Raw genomic sequence first — 20,681 nt, 5'->3', positions numbered from 1 at the left:
CAACGCGTCTCGCATACTTGTGGGTAACAACATCTAGCCGGAGCCGCCGCCCGGCCCCTACGGTGCAGACATGTCGCCGAATCTGCCCGATGTCGTGCTGTGGTCGATACCCGCCTTCGTGCTGCTCACCGTCGTCGAGATGGTGAGCTACCGCCTCCATCCGGACGAGGACGCCGCCGGGTACGAGGCGAAGGACGCCGCCACCAGCGTCGGCATGGGGCTGGGCAGTCTGGTCTTCGACGCGCTGTGGAAGATTCCCATCGTCGCGATCTACACGGCGGTCTACGCGCTGACCCCGCTCAGCATCCCCGTGCTGTGGTGGACCCTGCCGCTGATGCTGCTCGGGCAGGACTTCTTCTACTACTGGTCGCACCGGGGCCACCACGTCATCCGGATCCTGTGGGCCTGCCACGTGGTGCACCACTCAAGCCGCAAGTTCAACCTGACCACCGCGCTGCGCCAGCCCTGGACCACATGGACGGTGTGGCCCTTCTACGTGCCGCTCATCGCGCTCGGCGTGCACCCGGCCGTCCTCGCGTTCTGCTCGTCGGCGAACCTGGTCTACCAGTTCTGGGTGCACACCGAGCGGGTCGGGAAGCTGCCCCGGCCCGTGGAGTTCGTCTTCAACACGCCCTCCCACCACCGGGTGCACCACGCCTCCCAGGGCGGCTACCTGGACCGCAACTTCGGCGGCATCCTGATCATCTGGGACCGGATGTTCGGCTCGTTCACCGCCGAGACCGAGCGGCCCGTGTTCGGGCTCACCAAGAACATCTTCACCTTCAACCCGCTGCGCGTCGCCACCCATGAGTACGCCGCCATCGCCCGCGACGTGCGCGCCGCACGCACCTGGCGCGAGCGGGCCGGGCGGGTCTTCGGCGGGCCCGGCTGGCAGCCACGGACCCCGGCGGAGACGGCGGGCACGGGCGCCGAACCCAGCGCGGGGCCCGCCGCCGAACCCGCCGCCACCGGGCCCGCCGCAGCGCCCGCCCCCGTGGCGGAGCGCGCCGTATGACCCCACCCGGCGCGAACGCCGTCCCGCTCGGGCCGCCCGCGTGCGCAAAACCCCGACGCGCAGCCGCGGCCGGCCCGCTCCTCGTCGCCTTCGCGCTGGCCTGCGCCCTCGACCTGACCGCACTGCTCGCCGGCTGGCACACCGGACACCTCATCGCCAAGCCGCTGCTCATGCCGCTGCTCGCCGGGCACGTGTACGCGCGCGGCGGGCGGCGGCTGCTCATCGCCGCGCTCCTGTGCGGCTGGGGCGGCGACGTGTTCCTGCTCTCGAACGCCGACGCCGCCTTCCTGCTCGGCATGGGCTGCTTCGCCGCCGGGCACGTCTGCTACCTCGTGCTGTTCGGGCGGGGCAGGACACATCCCGCGCTCGCGGTCGCGTACGCCGTCGCCCTGGCCGCCACCGTCGCCGCGCTCTGGGGGGACCTGCCCGCCGGGCTGCGCGTCCCGGTCGCCGGATACAGCCTGCTGCTCACCGCGATGGCCTGCCGCTCCGCGCGGCTCGGCCCACTGGTCGGCGTCGGCGGCGCCCTGTTCCTGCTCTCCGACTCCTTGATCGCCACCGGCGTCGCCCACTGGCCGCAGCTTCCCGACCCCGACTTCTGGATCATGCTGACGTACGCCGGAGCGCAGACCCTTCTCGCACAGGCGTACCGTGGAAAGTCCCCCGCCCCCTGAACCAGTCACACCCACCGCACCACAGCGAATTACCTCGAACCACCCTCTGACCGGCAAGGACCTGCACCATGCGCGCCACCGTCATCCACGCCCCCCACGACATCCGGGTGGAGGAGGTGGCGGACCCGAAGGTCCAGATGCCCACCGACGCGGTCGTCCGCGTCCTGCGCGCCTGCATCTGCGGCAGCGACCTGTGGGCCTACCGCGGCGAGTCCGCCCGTAAGCCCGGCCAGAGGATCGGGCACGAATTCCTCGGCGTCGTCGAGGAGGCCGGCTCCGAGGTGCGCGGCCTGCGCACGGGCGACCTGGTCGTCGCCCCGTTCGTCTGGTCCGACGGCACCTGCGACTTCTGCGCCGAGGGCCTGACCACGTCCTGCCCGCAGGGCGGCTTCTGGGGCTCGGTGGGCTCCGACGGCGGCCAGGGCGAGGCCGTCCGCGTGCCGTTCGCCGACGGCACCCTCGTCAAGCTCCCCGCCGATGCCGCGTCCGACGACCACCTGCTGACCGCGCTGCTGGCCCTGTCCGACGTCATGGGCACCGGACACCACGCGGCGCTCGGGGCGGGTGTCAGGCGCGGCTCGACGGTGGCCGTCGTCGGCGACGGCGCCGTCGGCCTGTGCGGGGTGCTCGCCGCCAAGCGCCTGGGCGCCGAGCGGATCATCGCGCTGGGCCGCCACAAGGCCCGTACCGACATCGCCGAGCTCTTCGGCGCCACCCACGTCGTGGCCGAGCGCGGCGAGGCCGCCGTGGACGCGGTGCGCGAGCTCACCCGGGGCCAGGGCGCGCACGCGGTCATCGAGGCCGTCGGCACCGAGCAGTCCATGCGCACCGCCGTCGACATCACCCGCGACGGCGGCGCCATCGGCTACGTCGGCGTGCCGCACGGCAGCGGCACAGGCCTCGACCTCGGCGTCATGTTCGACCGCAACATCGCGCTGCGCGGCGGGGTCGCGCCCGTGCGCACCTACATCCCCGAACTGCTCGCCGACGTGCTCGACGGCACCATCGACCCCTCCCCGGTCTTCGACCTCACCGTCGGCATCGAGGGCGTGCCCGACGGCTACCGCGCGATGGACGAGCGCACCGCCCTGAAGGTCCTCGTCAAGCCGTAGTACGCGCCGAAGGGGGCCGCCCGCCGGCGCGGACGGCCCCCAACTCGGTTGCTAGCGCACGGCGTTGAGGGCGTCGGTGATACCCGCCCCGTAGAAGCCGTTGTAGAACGTGCCGCCCCGGCAGACCGCGTCCGCCGTCCCGTCACCGTCGATGTCGTACGGCTTCGGGCACGGCGTCCGGTCCGCCTGGAGCGTGAGCAGCGCCTTGATCGCGGCCGCCGACGCGTGCGGGTGCGTCGACTTCAACAGGGCCGCCACCCCCACCACGTGCGGTGTCGCCATGGACGTACCGGCCATGTAGGCCCAGCTGCCGCCGGGGACGGGGCCGAGGATCAGGCCGGAGGTCGCCGGGGCCTTCGGCGGCTGGTAGGCGGTCGAGTCGCCGCCCGGGGCCGCGATGTCGATCACGCCGAGCCCGTAGTTGGAGAACGACGACTTCAGGCCCTTGGCGCCGGTGGCCGCGACGGTGACCACGCCCGGCAGCTGGGTCGGGATGTCCAGGCACTCACGCGGGTCGATCACCCGGCTGCCCGGGGTGGCGTCGTCCGGGCTCGACGGGTCGGTGATCGTGCCGGACGTGAAGTCGTAGTTCTCGTTGCCGGCCGCCGCCACGTTCACCGTGCCCCGGGACTCGGCGTACCTCGACGCCCGGGTGATCGCCTCGACCAGCGCCTTCTGGTCGGGGTCGTTCTTGCAGTTGAAGTACCAGGGGTCGGTGTAATAGCTGTTGTTGGTGACGTCGATGTGGTGCTCGGCGGCCCACATGAAGCCGCAGACCACGGACTCCGTGTAGAAGAAGCTGCCGCCCTGCGTCGACACCTTGATCGCGGCGATCCGCACGCCGGGCGCCACCCCGGTGATGCCCACGCCGTTCTTGGCGCCCGCGATCTCGCCCGCGACATGGGTGCCGTGCGGTGAGCCGCCGGTGGTGAAGGGGCGCCAGGCGCCGTCGGTGGTGTCCGGCTTGCCGCTGATGCAGCTGACCGACTTGGACCGGTCGAAGTTCGGCGCGATGTCGGGGTGCGTGTCGTCGACGCCTGTGTCGATCACACCGACGGTGACCTTGGAGCTGCCCAGGGTCTTCTCGTGCGCCCTGTCCGCCTTGATCGCCTTCAGGTCCCACTGCAACGGCTCCAGCGGGTCCTCGCCGGGCGCCGCCTTGGCGGACACCGCCTTCAGCTCGTCGGCGGTCAGCTTCTTCGGCGTGCCCACATCGGTGGTGGACTGCGCGGGCAGCGGCGCGGTCCGGCTCGCCCCGGCCGAGTCGACGCCTCTGACCTCGCGGATGGTCTTGGCGAAGTCCGCGTTGGCGGAGCGCACGACGAGGACGCCTATCCGGTCGTACGCCTCAAGGACCCGGCCGCCGGCCTCGGTGACGGCCCTTTGCACCCGGGCCGAAGTGCCCTGCCCCGGGCGGACGTTGACGATGTAGCTCAGCTCGGGCCCCGCGCTGTCGCCGGCCTTCGCGCTCGACGCGGCGGGGGCCGAGGACGCGGCGGACGCCGTGCCGGGGAGCAGCGCGAGCGCGGCGGCGGTGGCCAGACCCGCCGTCAGGGCGATGGCGCGGCGCGTACGGGAGATGTGCAACGTCATGGGGTCTCCATGGGGTTGGCGGAACTCTCGGTACGTACGGATGTGAGGGACGGCGGCCGGGGCCGCGGGCCGCCACGGGCCGATCGAGCAGTGAAGCTATCGCCGATCATCTCGAAGGATCAACGATTTGCGCCGAGTCCGCGCGGAAAGTCGCTCGCTCGCCCCGATACCCCACGCGATCGCGCCACGCGCAGGCCGGGGACCGGCCACACCCGGGCGGGCGTGCGCGGCGGAGCAAATGAGGGCCGGGGTGAACCGGGGCGGCCCGTGCCCCGTGCCCTTGTCGGGGGGACCACATCCCCGTCCCGCCGCGAGGACCCCATGCCAGACCTGCCCCTGCCCGCCGCATCCGCACCGCGAGGAGATTCTGTGGCCACCGACGCGTCACCCCCCGACACCGGGACCGTCCCCGGCCCGGCCGGGCCGAGCACCGAGGCGTTCCTCCTGGAGCAGCGGAGCGCCGAGTTCGGTGAACTCCGGCGCGCCCACCGTTCGTTCGCCTTTCCGCTGACCATCGCCTTCATCAGCTGGTACCTGCTGTACGTGCTCCTTTCCAACTACGCGGGCGGCCTGATGGCCACCAAGGTCGTCGGCCACATCAACGTGGCCTTCGTCTTCGGCCTCGCCCAGTTCCTGACCACCTTCCTCATCGCCTGGTTCTACTCGCGCCACGCCTCGGCCCAGCTCGACCCCCGGGCCGAGGCCATCAAGTCCCGCATGGAGGACGACGTATGAGCACCGCCCTCATCCCCCTCGCCGCCTCCTCGACCACCGAGCACCGGCCGCTGATCATCACGCTGTTCGCGGTGTTCGTCGCCGCCACCCTCGCCATCACCGTGTGGGCCGGCCGCCAGACCAAGAACGCCTCCGACTTCTACGCGGGCGGGCGCCGCTTCACCGCCTTCCAGAACGGCCTCGCGGTCTCCGGCGACTACATGTCCGCCGCGTCCTTCCTCGGCATCGCGGGGGCCATCGCGCTGTTCGGCTACGACGGCTTCCTCTACTCCATCGGCTTCCTGGTCGCCTGGCTGGTGGCGCTCCTGCTGGTCGCCGAGCCGCTGCGCAACTCCGGCCGCTACACGATGGGCGACGTGCTCGCCTACCGGATGCGCCAGCGCCCGGTCCGCACCGCCGCCGGCGTCTCCACCATCGTCGTCTCGATCTTCTATCTGCTCGCCCAGATGGCCGGCGCGGGCGTGCTCGTCTCGCTCCTGCTCGGCATCACCACCGACGCGGGCAAGATCCTCATCGTCGCCCTCGTCGGCGTCCTGATGATCGTGTACGTCACCATCGGCGGCATGAAGGGCACCACGTGGGTGCAGATGGTCAAGGCGGTGCTGCTGATCGCGGGCGCCATCCTTATGACCTTCCTGGTGCTGCTCAAGTTCCACTTCAACATCTCCGACCTGCTCGGCTCGGCGGCCGAGAAGAGCGGCAAGGGCTCGGCGTTCCTCGAACCCGGCCTCAAGTACGGCGCGAACGGCACCTCCAAGCTGGACTTCCTCTCGCTCGGCATCGCGCTGGTGCTGGGCACCGCCGGCCTCCCGCACATCCTGATCCGCTTCTACACCGTGCCTTCGGCCAAAGCCGCCCGTAAGTCGGTGAACTGGGCGATCGGCATCATCGGCGCCTTCTACCTGATGACGATCGCGCTCGGTTTCGGCGCGGCCGCTCTGGTGGGACCGGCCGCCATCAAGGCGCAGAACCCGGCCGGCAACACGGCCGCGCCCCAGCTCGCCGAGTACCTGGGCGGCGGCGTCGGCACCACGGGAGGCGCGACGCTGCTCGCGGTGATCTCGGCGGTCGCCTTCGCGACCATTCTCGCCGTCGTGGCGGGCCTGACCCTCGCCTCGTCGTCGTCCTTCGCGCACGACATCTACGCCAACGTCATCCGCAGGGGAAAGGCGACGGAGAAGGAGGAGATGCGGGCCGCCCGCTGGGCCACCGTCCTGATCGGCGCGGTCGCGATCCTGCTCGGCGCGTTCGCCCGCGACATGAACGTGGCAGGCCTGGTCGCGCTCGCCTTCGCCGTGGCCGCGTCGGCGAACCTGCCGACCCTCCTGTACAGCCTGTTCTGGAAGCGCTTCACCACCCAGGGCGCCCTCTGGTCGATCTACGGCGGCCTGTTCAGCTCGGTGTTCCTCGTCCTGTTCTCGCCGGTCGTCTCCGGGAACCCCAAGACGTCGATGTTCAAGGACGTCGACTTCCACTGGTTCCCGTTGGAGAACCCGGGCCTCATCTCCATCCCGCTGGGCTTCCTGCTCGGCTGGATCGGATCGCTCCTGTCCAAGGAGGAGCCCGACCCGGGCAAGTACGCCGAGCTGGAGGTGAAGTCCCTCACCGGCATCGGCGCGCACTGACGTACCTCCGCACGGAACGTGGCCGAGAGCGTGTCGTAGGGTCCTACGACACGCTCTCGCCGCACCTCGTCACAATCGGCCCCCGTCGTTGTCGTACGTCTCGCGTAGGCTCGAATGTGTACGCAAGATCCGATGGACGTCCGAGACAGGGGAGGGGGCCCACAGTGCTCATCGACACCTACGGCCGTGTGGCCACTGACCTGCGCGTTTCGCTGACAGACCGCTGCAATCTGCGCTGTACGTACTGCATGCCGGAAGAAGGCCTGCAATGGCTGGCCAAGCCCGACCTGCTGACCGACGACGAGATCGTCCGCCTCATCCGCATCGCCGTGACCGATCTCGGGGTGACCGAAGTCCGCTTCACCGGCGGTGAGCCGCTGCTGCGGCCGGGGCTGACCGGGATCGTGGAGCGCTGCGCGGCCCTGGAGCCGCGCCCCCAGATGTCGATCACCACCAATGGCATCGGGCTCAAGCGCACCGCGGCCGCCCTGAAGGCGGCGGGTCTCGACCGCGTCAACGTCTCCCTCGACACCCTGCGCCCCGAGGTGTTCAAGACGCTGACCCGCCGCGACCGGCACAGGGACGTCATCGAGGGCATGGAGGCCGCCCGGGCCGCCGGCCTGGCCCCGGTCAAGGTCAACACCGTCCTGATGCCGGGTCTCAATGACGACGAGGCGCCCGACCTGCTGGCCTGGGCCATCGAGCACGACTACCAGCTGCGTTTCATCGAGCAGATGCCGCTCGACGCCCAGCACGGCTGGAAGCGCGACGGCATGATCACCGCCGGCGACATCCTGGCCTCGTTGCGTACGCGCTTCACGCTCACCCCCGAGGGCGACGACGAGCGGGGATCGGCGCCCGCCGAGCGCTGGGTGGTCGACGGCGGCCCGCACACCGTGGGCGTCATCGCCTCGGTGACCCGGCCCTTCTGCCGCGCCTGCGACCGCACCCGCCTCACCGCCGACGGCCAGGTCCGCACCTGTCTGTTCGCCCGCGAGGAGTCCGACCTGCGCGCCGCTTTGCGCTCGGACGCGGGGGACGAGGAGATCGCCCGGCTGTGGAAGGTGGCCATGTGGGGGAAGAAGGCCGGGTCCGGTCTCGATGACCCGACCTTCCTCCAGCCCGACCGGCCGATGTCAGCGATCGGCGGCTGAGCCAGGCGTCCGCTGCCACGCGGCGAGCGTCACGACGTCCTTCAACAGGCCCCGTACGCCCAGGAATTGGGACAGGTGCTCGCGGTGCTCCTCGCACGCGAGCCACGTCTTGCGCCGCTCCGGCGTGTGGATCTTGGGGTTGTTCCAGGCCAGGACCCAGACGGCGGCGGCACGGCAGCCCTTGGCGGAACAGATGGGGGTCTCGTCGCTCGTCTCGTCACTCACAGAGACATTGTGCGGCATGGGGCCCGTACGCCCCCGTACACATGGCGACGCCGAGCAGCCACGGGGGGAGCTGCCCGGCGTCGGTCCGTCGCTCCGACGGGGGATGCGGAGCGCCTACGAAGTATGTCATGGGGGACCCGGTGTGGTGCACCGGAACTTCATGATTGATCTGAGGTTTTCTTGAGCTTGGCTGAGGGTGACCGATCAGCCCTGCTCACGGGAGGGCTGATCGTGATCACCGGCCGCCGGTGACGAGGGCGACTGCGCGCCGCCGGCCGCCGGAGCCATGCCGAGCGCCGGACGCGAGGGCGCGGGGATGAAGGTGGAGGGCAGCGAAGTCACGTTCTCCCGGCCCGCGTTGGCGAACAGGACCGCCACATACGGCAGCAGCGCGCCCAGGGCCAGCGTCACGATGGCGACGGGACGCTCGACGTTCCACAGCACCGCCGTGAGGATCACCGACACCGTGCGGACGGACATCGAGATCACGTAGCGGCGCTGGCGTCCCCGGACGTCCTCGGCGAGCCCCTGACGGGCCCCGGTGATCCGGAAGACCTGACCGCTGCTCTGCTTCCGCACCACGTTGTCCACCACCCGGCTTCCACGGCGGGCTCTCCCCGGCCCTGACTGCTCACCACCGTACGCCGGGGCTCCGGCGCGTTCGAGACCGGGGCCGTACCAAAGCGCGCGGATACCCCGGTACCCGCCCCGTACGGACGAGTCCGACATGCGCCGTACGGGGTACGGGCGGACACTGGCTGGACCCGCTCACGTCGAGCCGCACTAGGAGGCACCCATGGGCTGGTTGTGGGCCATCATCGTCGGATTCGTGCTCGGCCTCATCGCCAAGGCGATCATTCCCGGCAAGCAGCACAGTCCGCTCTGGCTGACCACCATCTTCGGCATCATCGGCGGCATCGTCGGCAACTCGATCGCCCGGGCCATCGGGATCGCCGAGACCAAGGGCATCGACTGGGGCCGGCACGGACTGCAAATCGCGGCCGCCGTCGTCATCGTCTTCCTCGGCGACATGCTGTACATGGCGCTGCGGGGCAACAAACAGCGAGCCTGAGGGCACGCCGAAGGGGGCGGTTCCGCCGGGAACCGCCCCCTTCTCGCGCGCCCGGATCCGGGCGCGTGGGCCGCTCAGGCCCGACGGCCTCGACTCAGGCCCCGACGACCTCGATGGCCGCCAGGTTCTTCTTGCCCCGGCGCAGCACCAGCCAGCGTCCGTGCAGCAGTTCCCCGGCCGTGGCCACCGCGTCCTCGGCGGTCACCTTCACGTTGTTCACGTAGGCCCCGCCCTCCTTCACGGTGCGCCGGGCCGCCGACTTGCTGGCCACCAGGCCGACCTCGGCGAACAGGTCGGTGACCGGGCCGAGCTCGGACACCTTCGCGTTCGGCAGCTCGGACAGGGCCGCGGCCAGCGTCGCCTCGTCGAGCTCCGCCAGGTCGCCCTGGCCGAACAGCGCCTTGGACGCGGCGATCACGGCCGCGCACTGGTCGGCGCCGTGCACCAGCGTCGTCAGCTCCTCGGCCAGCGCCCGCTGCGCGGTGCGCGCCTGCGGCCGCTCCCCGGTCAGCTTCTCGATCTCCTCAAGCTCCTCGCGGGACTTGAAGGAGAGGATGCGCATGTAGGTCGAGATGTCCCGGTCGTCCACGTTCAGCCAGAACTGGTAGAACGCGTACGGCGTGGTCATCTCCGGGTCGAGCCACACGGCCCCGCCCTCGGTCTTGCCGAACTTGGTGCCGTCCGCCTTGACCATCAGCGGCGTCGCCAGGCAGTGCACCTCGGCGTCCGGCTCCAGGCGGTGGATCAGGTCGAGCCCGGCGGTGAGGTTGCCCCACTGGTCGCTGCCGCCCTGCTGGAGGGTGCAGCCGTAGCGCCGGTACAGCTCAAGGAAGTCCATGCCCTGGAGCAGCTGGTAGCTGAACTCCGTGTAGCTGATGCCCTGTTCGGACTCCAGGCGGCGGGCGACCGAGTCCTTGGTGAGCATCTTGTTGACCCGGAAGTGCTTGCCGATGTCCCGCAGGAACTCGATCGCGGAAAGACCCGCGGTCCAGTCCAGGTTGTTGACCATCACGGCCGCGTTCTCGCCCTCGAAGGACAGGTACGGCTCGATCTGGCCGCGCAGCCGGTTCACCCAGTTCGCGACCGTCTCCGGGTCGTTCAGGGTGCGCTCGGCGGTGGGCCGGGGGTCACCGATCTGGCCGGTGGCGCCCCCGACCAGGGCCAGCGGCCGGTGGCCCGCCTGCTGGAGCCTGCGCACGGTCAGCACCTGCACCAGGTGGCCGACGTGCAGGCTGGCCGCGGTCGGGTCGAAGCCGCAATAGAACGTGACGGGACCGTCCGCGAGAGCCTTGCGCAAGGCCTCCTCGTCGGTGGACAGCGAGAAAAGCCCGCGCCACTTCAGCTCGTCGACGATGTCCGTCACGGTTGTGGGTCTCCTTGGGATAGTGCTGGGTCGGACTGTTTCCGGTGGCCGGGGTCCGGTGGCCGGGTCCGATGGCATGGGTCCGATGGTCAGTCTAGGCGGGTCACACTCCCTGGCTGACCGAGCTCATGTTGAAGTCGGGCACGCGCAGCGCGGGCATCGCGGCCAGGGTGAAGTAGTCGCTCCACTCCCGGGGCAGGGTCTGCTCGGTGCGCCCGGCCTCGGTGGCCCGCGACAGGAGGTCCACCGGCGACTCGTTGAAGCGGAAGTTGTTGACCTCGCCGACCACCTCGCCGTCCTCGACGAGGTAGACGCCGTCGCGGGTCAGGCCGGTCAGGAGCAGCGTGGCCGGGTCCACCTCGCGGATGTACCACAGGCAGGTGAGCAGCAGCCCCCGCTCGGTGGCGGCGGCCATCTCCTCCAGGGAGCGCTCGCCCCCGCCGTCCAGGATCAGGTTCCCGGCGGCCGGCGCCACGGGCAGACCGGTGAGGCCGGCGCTGTGCCGGGTGGTGACCAGGTGCTCAAGGCGGCCCTCGCGCATCCACTGCGTCGCGCCGACGGGCAGGCCGTTGTCGAACACCGACTGCGTGTCGCCCGAGGCGTGCGCCACCAGGAACGGCGCGTACTCAAGGCCCGGCTCGCGCGGGTCGCTGCGCAGCGAGAGCGGCAGGCGGGCCAGGGTGTCGCCGACGCGGGTGCCGCCGCCCTGGCGGGAGAAGACGGTCCTGCCCTCGGCCGCGTCCCGGGCCGCCGCCGACCAGATCTGGTAGATCAGCAGGTCGGCCACGGCGGTCGGCGGCAGCAGCGTCTCGTAGCGGCCGGCGGGCAGCTCCACGCGCCGCTCGGCCCAGCCGAGCCTGCGGGCGAGCTCGTCGTCGAGGGCGGCGGGGTCGACGTCGGCGAAGTCGGCCGTGGCCCGCCCGGCCCACGCCGAACGCTCGTGGCCGCCCGAGGCCGCCGGAGACTTGGCGTTCATCTCCAGGGTTCCGCCGGGCTGGTCGTGGCGCAGCCGCAGGCCCGTGGAGGTGCCGAGGTAGGTGGAGGTCAGCTCGTGGTGGGCGAAGCCGTACAGCTCGCGCCCGCCGGAGCGGGCCCGGGCGAAGGCCTCGCCGAGGGCGGGCGCGAAACCGGCGAACACCTCGGAGGAGGTCTCGGCCGGCGCTTCGGTGAAGTGCGCCGACACCGGGACCCCGGTGACCAGCGGCTGGGCGTCCTCGGCGGGCCCCGCGCCGCGCGCCGCCGCCTCGGCGGCCCGTACCAGCGGCTCCAGCTCGTCCGCGGTGACCGCCGAGCGCGAGACGACCCCGGAGGCGGTCCCCTCGGCGCCGTCCACCGTCGCGATCACCGTAAGGGTGCGCCCGCGGGTCACGCCGTTGGTGGTCAGCGCGTTGCGGGCCCAGCGCAGGTTGGCCGAGGAGTGCTCATCGGCGATGACGACACAGCCGTCGGCGGTGGACAGCTCAAGGGCCCGCTCGACGATCTCGTGGGGCTTGAGGGGGGAACGGGGGCTCATCGGCCGGCCTCCTGCGTGGTGTTCAAGATGGTGACGCCGCGGAACAGGGCGGATGGGCAGCCGTGGGAGACCGCCGCCACCTGGCCCGGCTGGGCCTTGCCGCAGTTGAACGCGCCGCCCAGGACATATGTCGAGGGGCCGCCGACCCGCTCAAGGGAGCCCCAGAAGTCGGTGGTCGTGGCCTGGTAGGCGACATCGCGCAGCTGGCCCGCAAGGCGCCCGTTCTCGATGCGGAAGAAGCGCTGGCCGGTGAACTGGAAGTTGTAGCGCTGCATGTCGATCGACCAGGAACGGTCCCCGACGACGTAGATCCCGCGCTCGACGCCGCCGATCAGCTCCTCGGTGGTGGGCCCCTGCGGGTCGGGCGCGAGCGAGACGTTGGCCATCCGCTGCACCGGTACGTGCGCGGGGGAGTCCGCGAAGGCGCAGCCGTTGGAGCGGCCAAGACCCGTCAACTGGGCGATGCGGCGGTCGAGTTGATAGCCGACGAGGGTGCCGTCCTTCACCAGGTCCCAGGACTGCGCCTCGACGCCCTCGTCGTCGTACCCGATGGTGGCGAGCCCGTGCTCGGCGGTGCGGTCGCCGGTCACGTTCATCGCCCGCGAGCCGTACGCCAGCTTGCCCAGCTGGTCGAAGGTGGCGAAGGAGGTGCCCGCGTACGCCGCCTCGTAGCCGAGCGCGCGGTCCAGCTCGGTGGCGTGGCCGACCGACTCGTGGATGGTCAGCCACAGATTGGAGGGGTCCACGACGAGGTCGTAACGGCCGCTCTCGACGGCGGGCGCCCGCATCTTCTCGGCCAGCAGCGAGGGGATCTCGGCGAGTTCGGCGTCCCAGTCCCAGCCGGTTCCGGTCAGATACTCCCAGCCGCGCCCGGCCGGCGGGGCGAGCGTACGCATCGAGTCGAACTCGCCGCTCGCGCGGTCGACGGCGGTCGCGGTCAGCTCCGGGTGCACCCGCACCCGCTGCTGGGTGGTCACGGTGCCCGCCGTGTCCGCGTAGAACTTGTTCTCCCGCACGCTGTACAGGGAGGCGTCCACGTGCTCCACGCCATCGGCGCGCAGCAGCCGCGCGCTCCAGTCGGCGAGCAGCGCGCTCTGCTCCTCGTCGGACACCGTGAACGGGTCGATCTCGTAGGAGGAGATCCAGGTCCGGTCCGCGTGCACGGGCTCGGGGGCGAGCTCGACCCTCCCCCACGGCCCGAAAGGCGTGGGAGGTGCCCCCACGTCGGAGCCCGCCGCCGCGATGACCCGCGCGGAGAGTTTGGCCATGGCGACCGCGCGCGAGGCCACCTTGGCCGCCGCGTCCATCGTCAGATCGACGCCCGAGGCGAACCCCCAGGCCCCGCCGTGCACCACGCGGACCGCGTAGCCGAAATCGGTGGTGTCCGACGAGCCTGCGGGCCGGGCGTCGCGCAGTCGCCGGGCCGCGCCGCGCACCCGCTCGCAGCGGAAGTCGGCGTGCTCGGCGCCGAGGGCGCGGGCCCGGGCCAGCGCCGCGTCGGCGAGCGCCCGCAGGGGCAGCGCCGTGAAGGCTTCGTCGATGGAATGGGTCCCAGAGGGCACAGCACGTCTCCTGTCGTATGAGACCGGTCGCCCCCGATCATGTCGCGCCCGGACGCGATGTGACTACGCCCTTTCGCGGCGGCCTTCTGTAGGGACCCCACAGCGCTCGTAGCGTGCCGCTGTCAGGGCTCGATTCCTCGTAACCGGGGCGGTACCGATAGTTTTGCGTGCGTACGAATCCGCCTATCGAAAGGGTGATCCGTTGAGCCGCTCGGTTCTCGTCACCGGAGGTAACCGGGGCATCGGCCTCGCCATCGCCCGCGCTTTTGCCGAGAGCGGCGACAAGGTCGCGATCACGTACCGCTCCGGAGAGCCGCCGGCCGCGCTGGCCGAGCTGGGCTGTCTGGCCGTCAAGTGCGACATCACCGACACCGAGCAGGTGGAGCAGGCCTACAAGGAGATCGAGGACAAGCACGGTCCCGTCGAGGTCCTGGTCGCCAACGCGGGCATCACCAAGGACCAGCTCCTGATGCGGATGTCCGAGGACGACTTCACCTCGGTGCTCGACACCAACCTCACCGGCACCTTCCGCGTGGTCAAGCGCGCCAACCGTGCCATGCTGCGCGCCAAGAAGGGCCGCGTGGTGCTGATCTCCTCGGTCGTGGGTCTGTACGGCTCGCCGGGCCAGGCCAACTACGCCGCCTCCAAGGCGGGTCTGGTGGGCTTCGCCCGGTCGCTCGCGCGCGAGCTCGGCTCCCGGAACATCACGTTCAACGTCGTCGCGCCCGGTTTCGTCGACACCGACATGACCAAGGTGCTCACCGACGAGCAGCGCTCCGGCATCGTCTCCCAGGTGCCGCTGGGCCGTTACGCGCAGCCCGAGGAGATCGCCGCCGCGGTGAGGTTCCTCGCCTCCGACGACGCCTCGTACATCACTGGAGCCGTCATCCCCGTTGACGGCGGATTGGGCATGGGTCACTGATCACATGAGCGGAATTCTCGACGGCAAGCGCATCCTCATCACGGGTGTGCTGATGGAGTCCTCCATCGCCTTCCACGCGGCCAAGGTCGCGCAGGAGCAGGGCGCGGAGATCATCCTCACCGCGTTCCCCAGGCCCACCCTGACCGAGCGCATCGCCAAGAAGCTCCCCAAGCCGGCCAAGGTCATCGAGCTGGACGTGACCAACCAGGAGCACCTGGACCGGCTCGCGGGTCTGGTCAAGGACGAGCTGGGCGGTCTGGACGGCATCGTCCACTCGATCGGCTTCGCCCCGCAGGGCGCCTTCAACTTCCTGGAGGCCAGCTTCGAGGACGTCTCGACCGCGATGCACGTCTCGGCGTACTCCCTGAAGTCGCTCACCATGGCCTGCCGCCCGCTGATGCCGAACGGCGGCTCCGTCGTCGGCCTCACCTTCGACGCCCAGTTCGCCTGGCCGAAGTACGACTGGATGGGCCCGGCCAAGGCCGCGCTCGAGGCGACCTCGCGTTACCTCGCCCGCGACCTCGGCAAGGAGAACTTCCGCTGCAACCTGATCTCGGCCGGGCCGATCGGCTCGATGGCCGCCAAGTCCATCCCGGGCTTCGGGGACCTGGCGGAGGTCTGGAACAGCCGCTCCCCGCTGGAGTGGGACGTGGCCGACCCGGAGCCGGCCGGCCGCGGCATCGTCGCGCTGCTCTCGGACTTCTTCCCGAAGACCACCGGCGAGATCATCCACGTCGACGGCGGCGTGCACATGATGGGCGCCTAGCACCCACCCGAACGCACCACGGCGGCCGCCCCCCGGACCCTTCCGGCGGGCGGCCGCCGTGCGTGCGCCGCCACTTCCCCGCAGACTGGGCGAAACGGACCCGCCGGATCGCCGGCCGGGGAGGAGGTGGGGACGTGCACCCGCTGCGTGTCGGACAGCGCCGGGCCCTGGCCGTGCTCTTCCTGCTGCTCGCCGCGGCGGCAGGTCTGGCCGCGCCGTCCGTGGTGCGCGCGGCCACCGCCCCCGAGGCCGCGCCGGTGGCGCCGCCCGAGCCGTTCGGCGCGGCGTGCCGGACCACCGTGCGGGGCTCGCACGCCGTGGTGTACTGCCACAACCCCTATCCGGACGCCGACCGGGTGCGTCTGCACACGGACTGCGCGCTGTGGTGGGACCTGGACGCGGACGCGGCGCCGGTGGAGGTCGGACCGGGCGGGACCGTGCGGCTCACCGACCGGTGCTGGAAGTCCGTGCGCGCGGTGTGGGTGACGCACGAGAAGGTGACCTGAGCGGGGACCGTACGGCCCGGCGCGACGGCGCGCGGGTCGCGGCCCCCTCCCTGGCGTTCAGGGCGCAGCTCAGCGGCCCGCGAGCCGTTCCGGCAGGCAGATGAAGGCGTGGGCCGCCGCCTCGGACGCGGCGGTGTCCGCGTCGCCGCGCCGGATCGCGTCGACCATGCGCCCGTGGTCCATGTGGTGATCCGGCGTCATGTCGAGCGCCACGTCGTCGCGCAGCCAGTCGCGCAGCAGATGGCCGAGATCCGCGTACAGCTCGGTCAGGACGTCGTTGTGCGAGGCGGCCACGACCGCGAGGTGGAGCGTGGCGTCCGCCGTGATGAAGGCCTCGCGGTCGCCGGCGGCCCAGGCCTGCTCGCGCCGTTCGAGCAGCGTGTCCAGCTGTCCCAGCTCGCGCTCGGTACGCCGGTCGGCGGCGAGGGCGGCCGCCGACGACTCCAGCGTGGAGCGCAGCTCGGCCACATGGCGCGGATCGGCGTCGGCGAAGCGGCGCTGCATCACCCCGGCCAGCTCGCTCGTGGCCACCACATAGGTGCCCGAGCCCTGCCGGATGTCGAGCAGGCCGTTGTGCGCCAGCGCCCGGACGCCCTCGCGGACGGTGTTGCGCGCCACCCCCAGCTGCTCGACCAGCTCCGGCTCGGTCGGGATCCGCGACCCGACCGCCCACTCGCCCGAGGTGATCTGGTTGCGCAGCTGGGCGATCACCTGGTCGACGAGGGCGGACCGCCGGGGCGAGCTGAGCGTCATGGTGCTCCTGTCCGAGTGAAGGGGTGGGTCGGTCCCGGGGCCGGGCCGGGGTGGTCCCCGGGCCGGGCCGGGGTGGAGGGACGGCGGACGGTGTGCGGCTGGGGCGAAACGGTACCGCGCGGGATTGGACAACCAATCATCCCATGATTCTATGATGGCACCATGTCCGACGAAGAGACCGCCACCCTGAGCCCCGCGCCCGCCGCCCCATCGGAGCACCCGGCCGCCCCGGGCCGGGCGCCGTCGTGGACGCGCTGGCTCGTGCCGCTCGCGCTCGTACTCGCCGCCGTCAACCTGCGCCCCGCCATCACGAGCCTGGGCTCGCTGATGAAGGAGGTCACCGGCGGCCTGCACATGAGCGGCGGCATCGCGGGCGTCCTGACGTCCGTGCCCGCGTTCTGTTTCGCCGTCTTCGGCATCATGGCGCCGCGCCTGGCCCGCCGCTTCGGACCCGGCGCCGTGGTCTTCGCCGGCATGACCGCCATCACGGCGGGGCTGCTCCTTCGCCCCTTCGCCGGCGGCACCGTCACCTTCCTGGCGGCCAGCGCGCTCGCCCTGATGGGCATAGCCGTCAGCAACGTCCTGATGCCGGTGATCGTCAAGCGGTACTTCCCCGACCGCGTCGGCTCCATGACCGGCCTCTACTCGATGGCGCTGGCCGCCGGCACCTCGCTGGCCGCCGTCACCACCGTCCCCGTGACCGACGCCCTGGGCGGCAGCTGGCGTCAGGGGCTCGGCGTCTGGGCGCTGCTGGCCGTCGTGGCCGTCGCCGCCTGGATCCCGCTGACGCGTGACCGCTCGGGACACATGGACCCGGCGCCCGGCGTCCAGGACGAGGCGGCGCCCGCGCCGCGCATCACCCGCAGCGGCACCGCCTGGGCACTGGCCTGCTTCTTCGGCCTCCAGGCCACCGGCGCGTACATCACGATGGGCTGGATGCCGACGATCTTCCGTGACGCGGGCGTCTCGGCCGGCACGGCGGGGCTGCTGCTCTCCCTCACGATGGTCATGGGCGTGCCGCTCGGCTTCGTCATCCCCTGGCTCGTCAACCGGCTGCGCAGCCAGGGCCCCATCGTCATCGCGCTCGGTACGTGCGGTCTGGCCGGCTACGCGGGCCTCTACTTCGCGCCGGCCTCGGGCGCCTGGGCGTGGGCGCTGCTCCTCGGCATCTCCAACTGCGCCTTCCCGCTGGCCCTCACGATGATCAGCAAGCGCTCGCGCAGCCACGCGGGCGTGGTGCGCCTGTCCGCCTTCGCCCAGTGCGTGGGCTATCTGCTCTCCATCCCGGGCCCGCTCCTGGTCGGCGTCCTGCACGACCGCACCGGCGGCTGGGACCTGCCCATCGCCCTGATGGCCGGGCTCATGGTGCCGCAGCTCGTCGTGGGCGTCCTCGCCGGACGCGACCGTACGATCGAGGACGAGGCCGGGGCCCGGCGATAGCGGGCCAAACCGGGATGCGACACTGACCGCATGCCAGTGCTCGAACCCAATCCGCAGGACAGCCACAAGAAGCTGCTGCTCGTGCTCGGCGCGATGCTCGCCGTCACGGTCGTCGTCGCCATCATCGCCACCATCGCCTCGCCCTGACCGTCCGACCCGCCTGCCCCCTGGCCCGCCGCCCCGGGCCGCGCCGCCCCGCGCGGCCGCGGTGGGGATAGCCCCCGCATCCCCTAGGGGGCCAGGGTCAGGGTGAAGTGGGTGGGTCACCGGATGGGCCGGCCCTCCGTGGATCCGTACCTTCTGAAGTGCGGCGAACGGCCCGTTCGCCCGCGGCACTCGAAGACGGAACACACGGAGGCGGTCATGTCGGCGCACACCCACCCCAGGTCCCCCCAACCGGGCGCCGGTGGCGTCGACTTCAAGCTGCCGTGGTGGGGCATGGTGCTGCCCGCGATCGCGTTCTTCGCGCTGCTCGCCCTCGTCTTCGGATCGGGCGACGCCCACGCGGTCACCGGCGACGCGACCCTCACCCACCTCGTCGACCGCCTCCAGCAGACCCTCGCGCGCTGACCCGCACACCCCGCGCCGCCCCCCCGCTCGGACGCCCCCGCGCGGCCCTCGCACCCCTGCGCCCACCGACTGGATCCATGCGAAGCTGGAGAGCATGAGCGCCGACACACCGCACAGGATCGTCCTCCTCCGGCACGCCAAGGCCGACTGGCCCGACGTGCCCGACCACGAACGGCCGCTCGCCGAGCGGGGCCGGGCGGACGGACCCGTCGTCGGCCGGCGCCTCGCCGAGACGGGCATCGATTTCGATCTCGCCCTCTGCTCCACCGCGCTCAGGACCCGCGAGACCTGGAAGCTCGTCGTGCCCGAGCTCGCCAAGCGCCCCCGGACGGTGTACGAGGGCCGGATGTACGAAGCCTCGCTCGGCGAGTTGATCGCGCTGGTCAACGAGGTCTCCGACGAGGTCGGGGACCTGGTGCTCATCGGGCACAACCCCGGGACGCACGCGATGGCCGACGCCCTCGCCGGCTCGGCCGACGGCGACACCCTGGCGCGGATGAACCGCAGCGGCTTCCCGACCGCCGCCTTCGCCGTGCTGGCCTTCGAGGGCCCCTGGAAGTCCGTCGAGCACGGGACGGCCAGGCTCACCGACTTCTGGGCGCCGCACGCCTGAACCCCGGCCCGACCGCTCCACACCGAAGGCCCCGGCGCGCGCCGGGGCCTTCGGTGTGGAGCGGTCGTGTTCCGGCGCGGCGGTCCGTCAGTCCAGGACGCCGTCGGCGGCCTCGACCTCTTCGCGGGTGATGCCGAGCAGATACAGGACGGTGTCGAGGAAGGGCACGTTGACCGCGGTGTGCGCGGCCTCCCGCACCACCGGTTTGGCGTTGAAGGCGACACCGAGACCCGCCGCGTTCAGCATGTCCAGGTCGTTGGCGCCGTCGCCGATCGCCACGGTCTGGGCCAGCGGCACCCCGGCCTCGGCGGCGAACTCCCGCAGCAGCCGCGCCTTGCCCGCCCGGTCCACGATCTCGCCGGTGACCCGCCCGGTGAGCGTGCCGTTCTCGATCTCCAGGGTGTTGGCCGAGGCGAAGTCCAGCCCCAGCTCGTCCTTGAGCGCGTCGGTGACCTGGGTGAACCCGCCCGAAACCACGCCCACTTGATACCCGAGCGCCTTGAGCGTACGGACCAGGGTGCGCGCGCCCGGGGTGAGCCGGACCTCCGCGCGCACCTTGTCCACCACCGAGACGTCAAGGCCCCGCAGCAGCGCGACCCGGGCGTGCAGGGACTGCTCGAAGTCCAGCTCGCCGCGCATCGCGGCGGCCGTCACCTCGGCGACCTCGTCCTCGCAGCCGGCGTGCGCCGCGAAGAGCTCGATCACCTCGTCCTGGATCAGCGTGGAGTCCACGTCCATGACCACGAGGCGCTGGGCCCGCCGGTGCAGCCCCGCCGAGACGACCGCCACGTCCACGCCGCGGGCCTTGGCCTCGGTCGCAAGGGCGGTGCGCAGCGTCGCGGTCGCCACGCCCGACACGGCGAACTCCACGGCAGTGACGGGGTACTTGGCGAGCCGGAAGATGCGGTCGATGTTGCCGCCGGTGCCGGCGATGCGGGCCGCTATGGCCGCCGTGGACTCGGCGGTCAGCGGGTGGCCGAGCACCGTGACGTGTGAACGGCCGCTGCCGCGCGGCCTGTTGTCACCGATGCCGGAGATGATCTCGGCTTCCAGCTTCAGCGACTCGGCCCAGCTGTGCACGGTCGCGCGCAGCTCACCGGAGGAGGCCACGGTCGGCTCGGTGACGAGCGCGCACAGGACGAGGCGGCCACGGGAGACGACCTGCTCGATGTCCACGACATCGACGGCGTAGGCGGCGAGGGTGTCGAAGAGCCCGGCGGTGATGCCCGGGCGGTCCTTGCCGAAGATCTTGACGAGGAGGGTCGGTACGTCAGAGCTCTGACCGGCGGACGACTGGCCGGCGGGAGGCAGGCCGGCGGGGGGCAGGGGCGATGGCGTCATGGTGCCACCACCGTAACCGGCCGCGCCGCGCGTCCCGCACGCCGTCCCGCCCTGCGGACGGCGCCCCCTCCAACGGCCCCCCACCGGAGAGGGCGTGGCCTGAAACCGACGGCCCCACCGCCCGGTC

The 20,681-nt window shown here is 71.6% G+C and carries 22 protein-coding genes; 14 read left to right on the top strand and 8 right to left on the bottom strand.

From position 1 onward, the window contains the following. Nucleotides 1-70 precede the first annotated feature (70 nt). The 3 genes from ACFYM2_RS16485 (at nt 71) to ACFYM2_RS16475 (ending at nt 2,801) form a co-directional block, all read left to right on the top strand. Nucleotides 71-1,015, top strand: a complete 945-nt coding sequence (locus tag ACFYM2_RS16485) for a sterol desaturase family protein (RefSeq protein WP_359003287.1) — start codon at nt 71-73, stop codon at nt 1,013-1,015. Further along, entirely contained in the window at nt 1,012-1,689 is a 678-nt protein-coding gene (locus ACFYM2_RS16480) for a lysoplasmalogenase (RefSeq protein WP_388836799.1), read from the top strand. The genes ACFYM2_RS16485 and ACFYM2_RS16480 overlap by 4 nt, the downstream gene beginning before the upstream one ends. Nucleotides 1,690-1,757: 68 nt before the next feature. Continuing rightward, nucleotides 1,758-2,801, top strand: coding sequence for a zinc-dependent alcohol dehydrogenase family protein (locus ACFYM2_RS16475; protein WP_350229615.1), 1,044 nt, complete (start codon nt 1,758-1,760; stop codon nt 2,799-2,801). 51 nt (nt 2,802-2,852) lie between these two features. Here ACFYM2_RS16475 and ACFYM2_RS16470 read toward each other — a convergent pair whose 3' ends face one another. Beyond that, entirely contained in the window at nt 2,853-4,394 is a 1,542-nt protein-coding gene (locus ACFYM2_RS16470; protein ID WP_388836796.1) for a S8 family serine peptidase, read from the bottom strand. Nucleotides 4,395-4,763: 369 nt separating this feature from the next. Here ACFYM2_RS16470 and ACFYM2_RS16465 point away from each other — a divergent pair, with 369 nt between their 5' ends. The 3 genes from ACFYM2_RS16465 (at nt 4,764) to moaA (ending at nt 7,908) form a co-directional block, all read left to right on the top strand. Beyond that, nucleotides 4,764-5,129: a DUF485 domain-containing protein gene (locus tag ACFYM2_RS16465; protein WP_359003295.1), complete on the top strand. Its 366-nt coding sequence runs from the start codon at nt 4,764-4,766 to the stop codon at nt 5,127-5,129. After that, the gene (locus tag ACFYM2_RS16460; RefSeq protein ID WP_359003296.1) at nt 5,126-6,754 is read left to right on the top strand and encodes a cation acetate symporter; all 1,629 of its coding nucleotides are present in this window, start codon (nt 5,126-5,128) and stop codon (nt 6,752-6,754) included. The genes ACFYM2_RS16465 and ACFYM2_RS16460 overlap by 4 nt, the downstream gene beginning before the upstream one ends. 164 nt (nt 6,755-6,918) lie before the next feature. Continuing rightward, entirely contained in the window at nt 6,919-7,908 is a 990-nt protein-coding gene (gene moaA / locus ACFYM2_RS16455; RefSeq protein WP_359003298.1) for a GTP 3',8-cyclase MoaA, read from the top strand. Here the strand turns inward: moaA and ACFYM2_RS16450 are convergent. Both ACFYM2_RS16450 and ACFYM2_RS16445 read right to left on the bottom strand, forming a co-directional pair. After that, nucleotides 7,891-8,133 carry a hypothetical protein gene (locus ACFYM2_RS16450; RefSeq protein WP_359003300.1) on the bottom strand — a complete coding sequence of 81 codons (243 nt, stop codon included), beginning with the start codon at nt 8,131-8,133 and terminating at the stop codon, nt 7,891-7,893. The two genes, moaA and ACFYM2_RS16450, sit on opposite strands and share 18 nt — an antisense overlap. Before the next feature lie 204 nt (nt 8,134-8,337). Further along, a complete protein-coding gene (locus ACFYM2_RS16445; protein ID WP_388837133.1) occupies nt 8,338-8,724 on the bottom strand; it encodes a DUF3099 domain-containing protein in 387 nt (128 codons plus the stop codon). Between the two features lie 205 nt (nt 8,725-8,929). Here ACFYM2_RS16445 and ACFYM2_RS16440 point away from each other — a divergent pair, with 205 nt between their 5' ends. Beyond that, nucleotides 8,930-9,205 carry a GlsB/YeaQ/YmgE family stress response membrane protein gene (locus ACFYM2_RS16440; protein WP_189961347.1) on the top strand — a complete coding sequence of 92 codons (276 nt, stop codon included), beginning with the start codon at nt 8,930-8,932 and terminating at the stop codon, nt 9,203-9,205. A 94-nt stretch (nt 9,206-9,299) separates the two neighbouring features. Here the strand turns inward: ACFYM2_RS16440 and tyrS are convergent, their stop codons facing one another. The 3 genes from tyrS to ACFYM2_RS16425 form a co-directional block, all read right to left on the bottom strand. Continuing rightward, complete coding sequence (gene tyrS, locus ACFYM2_RS16435; RefSeq protein ID WP_388836791.1) at nt 9,300-10,568, bottom strand: tyrosine--tRNA ligase; 1,269 nt, start codon at nt 10,566-10,568, stop codon at nt 9,300-9,302. 103 nt (nt 10,569-10,671) lie between these two features. Beyond that, the gene (locus tag ACFYM2_RS16430) at nt 10,672-12,081 is read right to left on the bottom strand and encodes a metallopeptidase TldD-related protein (protein ID WP_388836788.1); all 1,410 of its coding nucleotides are present in this window, start codon (nt 12,079-12,081) and stop codon (nt 10,672-10,674) included. Beyond that, nucleotides 12,078-13,622, bottom strand: a complete 1,545-nt coding sequence (locus ACFYM2_RS16425) for a TldD/PmbA family protein (protein ID WP_388457490.1) — start codon at nt 13,620-13,622, stop codon at nt 12,078-12,080. The genes ACFYM2_RS16430 and ACFYM2_RS16425 overlap by 4 nt, the downstream gene beginning before the upstream one ends. A 223-nt stretch (nt 13,623-13,845) precedes the next feature. Here ACFYM2_RS16425 and fabG point away from each other — a divergent pair, with 223 nt between their 5' ends. From fabG to ACFYM2_RS16410, 3 genes are all read left to right on the top strand, one after another. Beyond that, complete coding sequence (gene fabG, locus ACFYM2_RS16420) at nt 13,846-14,565, top strand: 3-oxoacyl-[acyl-carrier-protein] reductase (protein ID WP_350229606.1); 720 nt, start codon at nt 13,846-13,848, stop codon at nt 14,563-14,565. A 4-nt stretch (nt 14,566-14,569) separates the two neighbouring features. Beyond that, a complete protein-coding gene (gene fabI / locus ACFYM2_RS16415; RefSeq protein ID WP_359003307.1) occupies nt 14,570-15,331 on the top strand; it encodes an enoyl-ACP reductase FabI in 762 nt (253 codons plus the stop codon). Nucleotides 15,332-15,465: 134 nt separating this feature from the next. Continuing rightward, nucleotides 15,466-15,837, top strand: coding sequence for a hypothetical protein (locus ACFYM2_RS16410; RefSeq protein ID WP_388457458.1), 372 nt, complete (start codon nt 15,466-15,468; stop codon nt 15,835-15,837). 69 nt (nt 15,838-15,906) lie between these two features. Here ACFYM2_RS16410 and ACFYM2_RS16405 read toward each other — a convergent pair whose 3' ends face one another. Continuing rightward, nucleotides 15,907-16,590: a FadR/GntR family transcriptional regulator gene (locus tag ACFYM2_RS16405; RefSeq protein WP_388836785.1), complete on the bottom strand. Its 684-nt coding sequence runs from the start codon at nt 16,588-16,590 to the stop codon at nt 15,907-15,909. Between the two features lie 162 nt (nt 16,591-16,752). Here ACFYM2_RS16405 and ACFYM2_RS16400 point away from each other — a divergent pair, with 162 nt between their 5' ends. From ACFYM2_RS16400 to ACFYM2_RS16385, 4 genes are all read left to right on the top strand, one after another. Continuing rightward, on the top strand, nt 16,753-18,030 hold the full coding sequence (locus ACFYM2_RS16400; protein ID WP_388836782.1) for a CynX/NimT family MFS transporter: 1,278 nt from the start codon (nt 16,753-16,755) through the stop codon (nt 18,028-18,030). Between the two features lie 30 nt (nt 18,031-18,060). Then, complete coding sequence (locus tag ACFYM2_RS16395; RefSeq protein WP_350229602.1) at nt 18,061-18,177, top strand: SGM_5486 family transporter-associated protein; 117 nt, start codon at nt 18,061-18,063, stop codon at nt 18,175-18,177. A gap of 216 nt (nt 18,178-18,393) precedes the next feature. After that, entirely contained in the window at nt 18,394-18,600 is a 207-nt protein-coding gene (locus ACFYM2_RS16390; protein ID WP_359003313.1) for a hypothetical protein, read from the top strand. A gap of 94 nt (nt 18,601-18,694) precedes the next feature. Continuing rightward, the gene (locus ACFYM2_RS16385; protein ID WP_388836779.1) at nt 18,695-19,213 is read left to right on the top strand and encodes a SixA phosphatase family protein; all 519 of its coding nucleotides are present in this window, start codon (nt 18,695-18,697) and stop codon (nt 19,211-19,213) included. 87 nt (nt 19,214-19,300) lie between these two features. Here the strand turns inward: ACFYM2_RS16385 and serB are convergent, their stop codons facing one another. Continuing rightward, nucleotides 19,301-20,554, bottom strand: coding sequence for a phosphoserine phosphatase SerB (gene serB / locus ACFYM2_RS16380; RefSeq protein ID WP_388836777.1), 1,254 nt, complete (start codon nt 20,552-20,554; stop codon nt 19,301-19,303). Between the last annotated feature and the right edge of the window lie 127 nt (nt 20,555-20,681).

The sequence above is a fragment of the Streptomyces sp. NPDC006711 genome (genome assembly GCF_042869775.1).
GTDB lineage: Bacteria > Actinomycetota > Actinomycetes > Streptomycetales > Streptomycetaceae > Streptomyces.
This window is presented reverse-complemented; position numbering and strand designations above follow the sequence as displayed.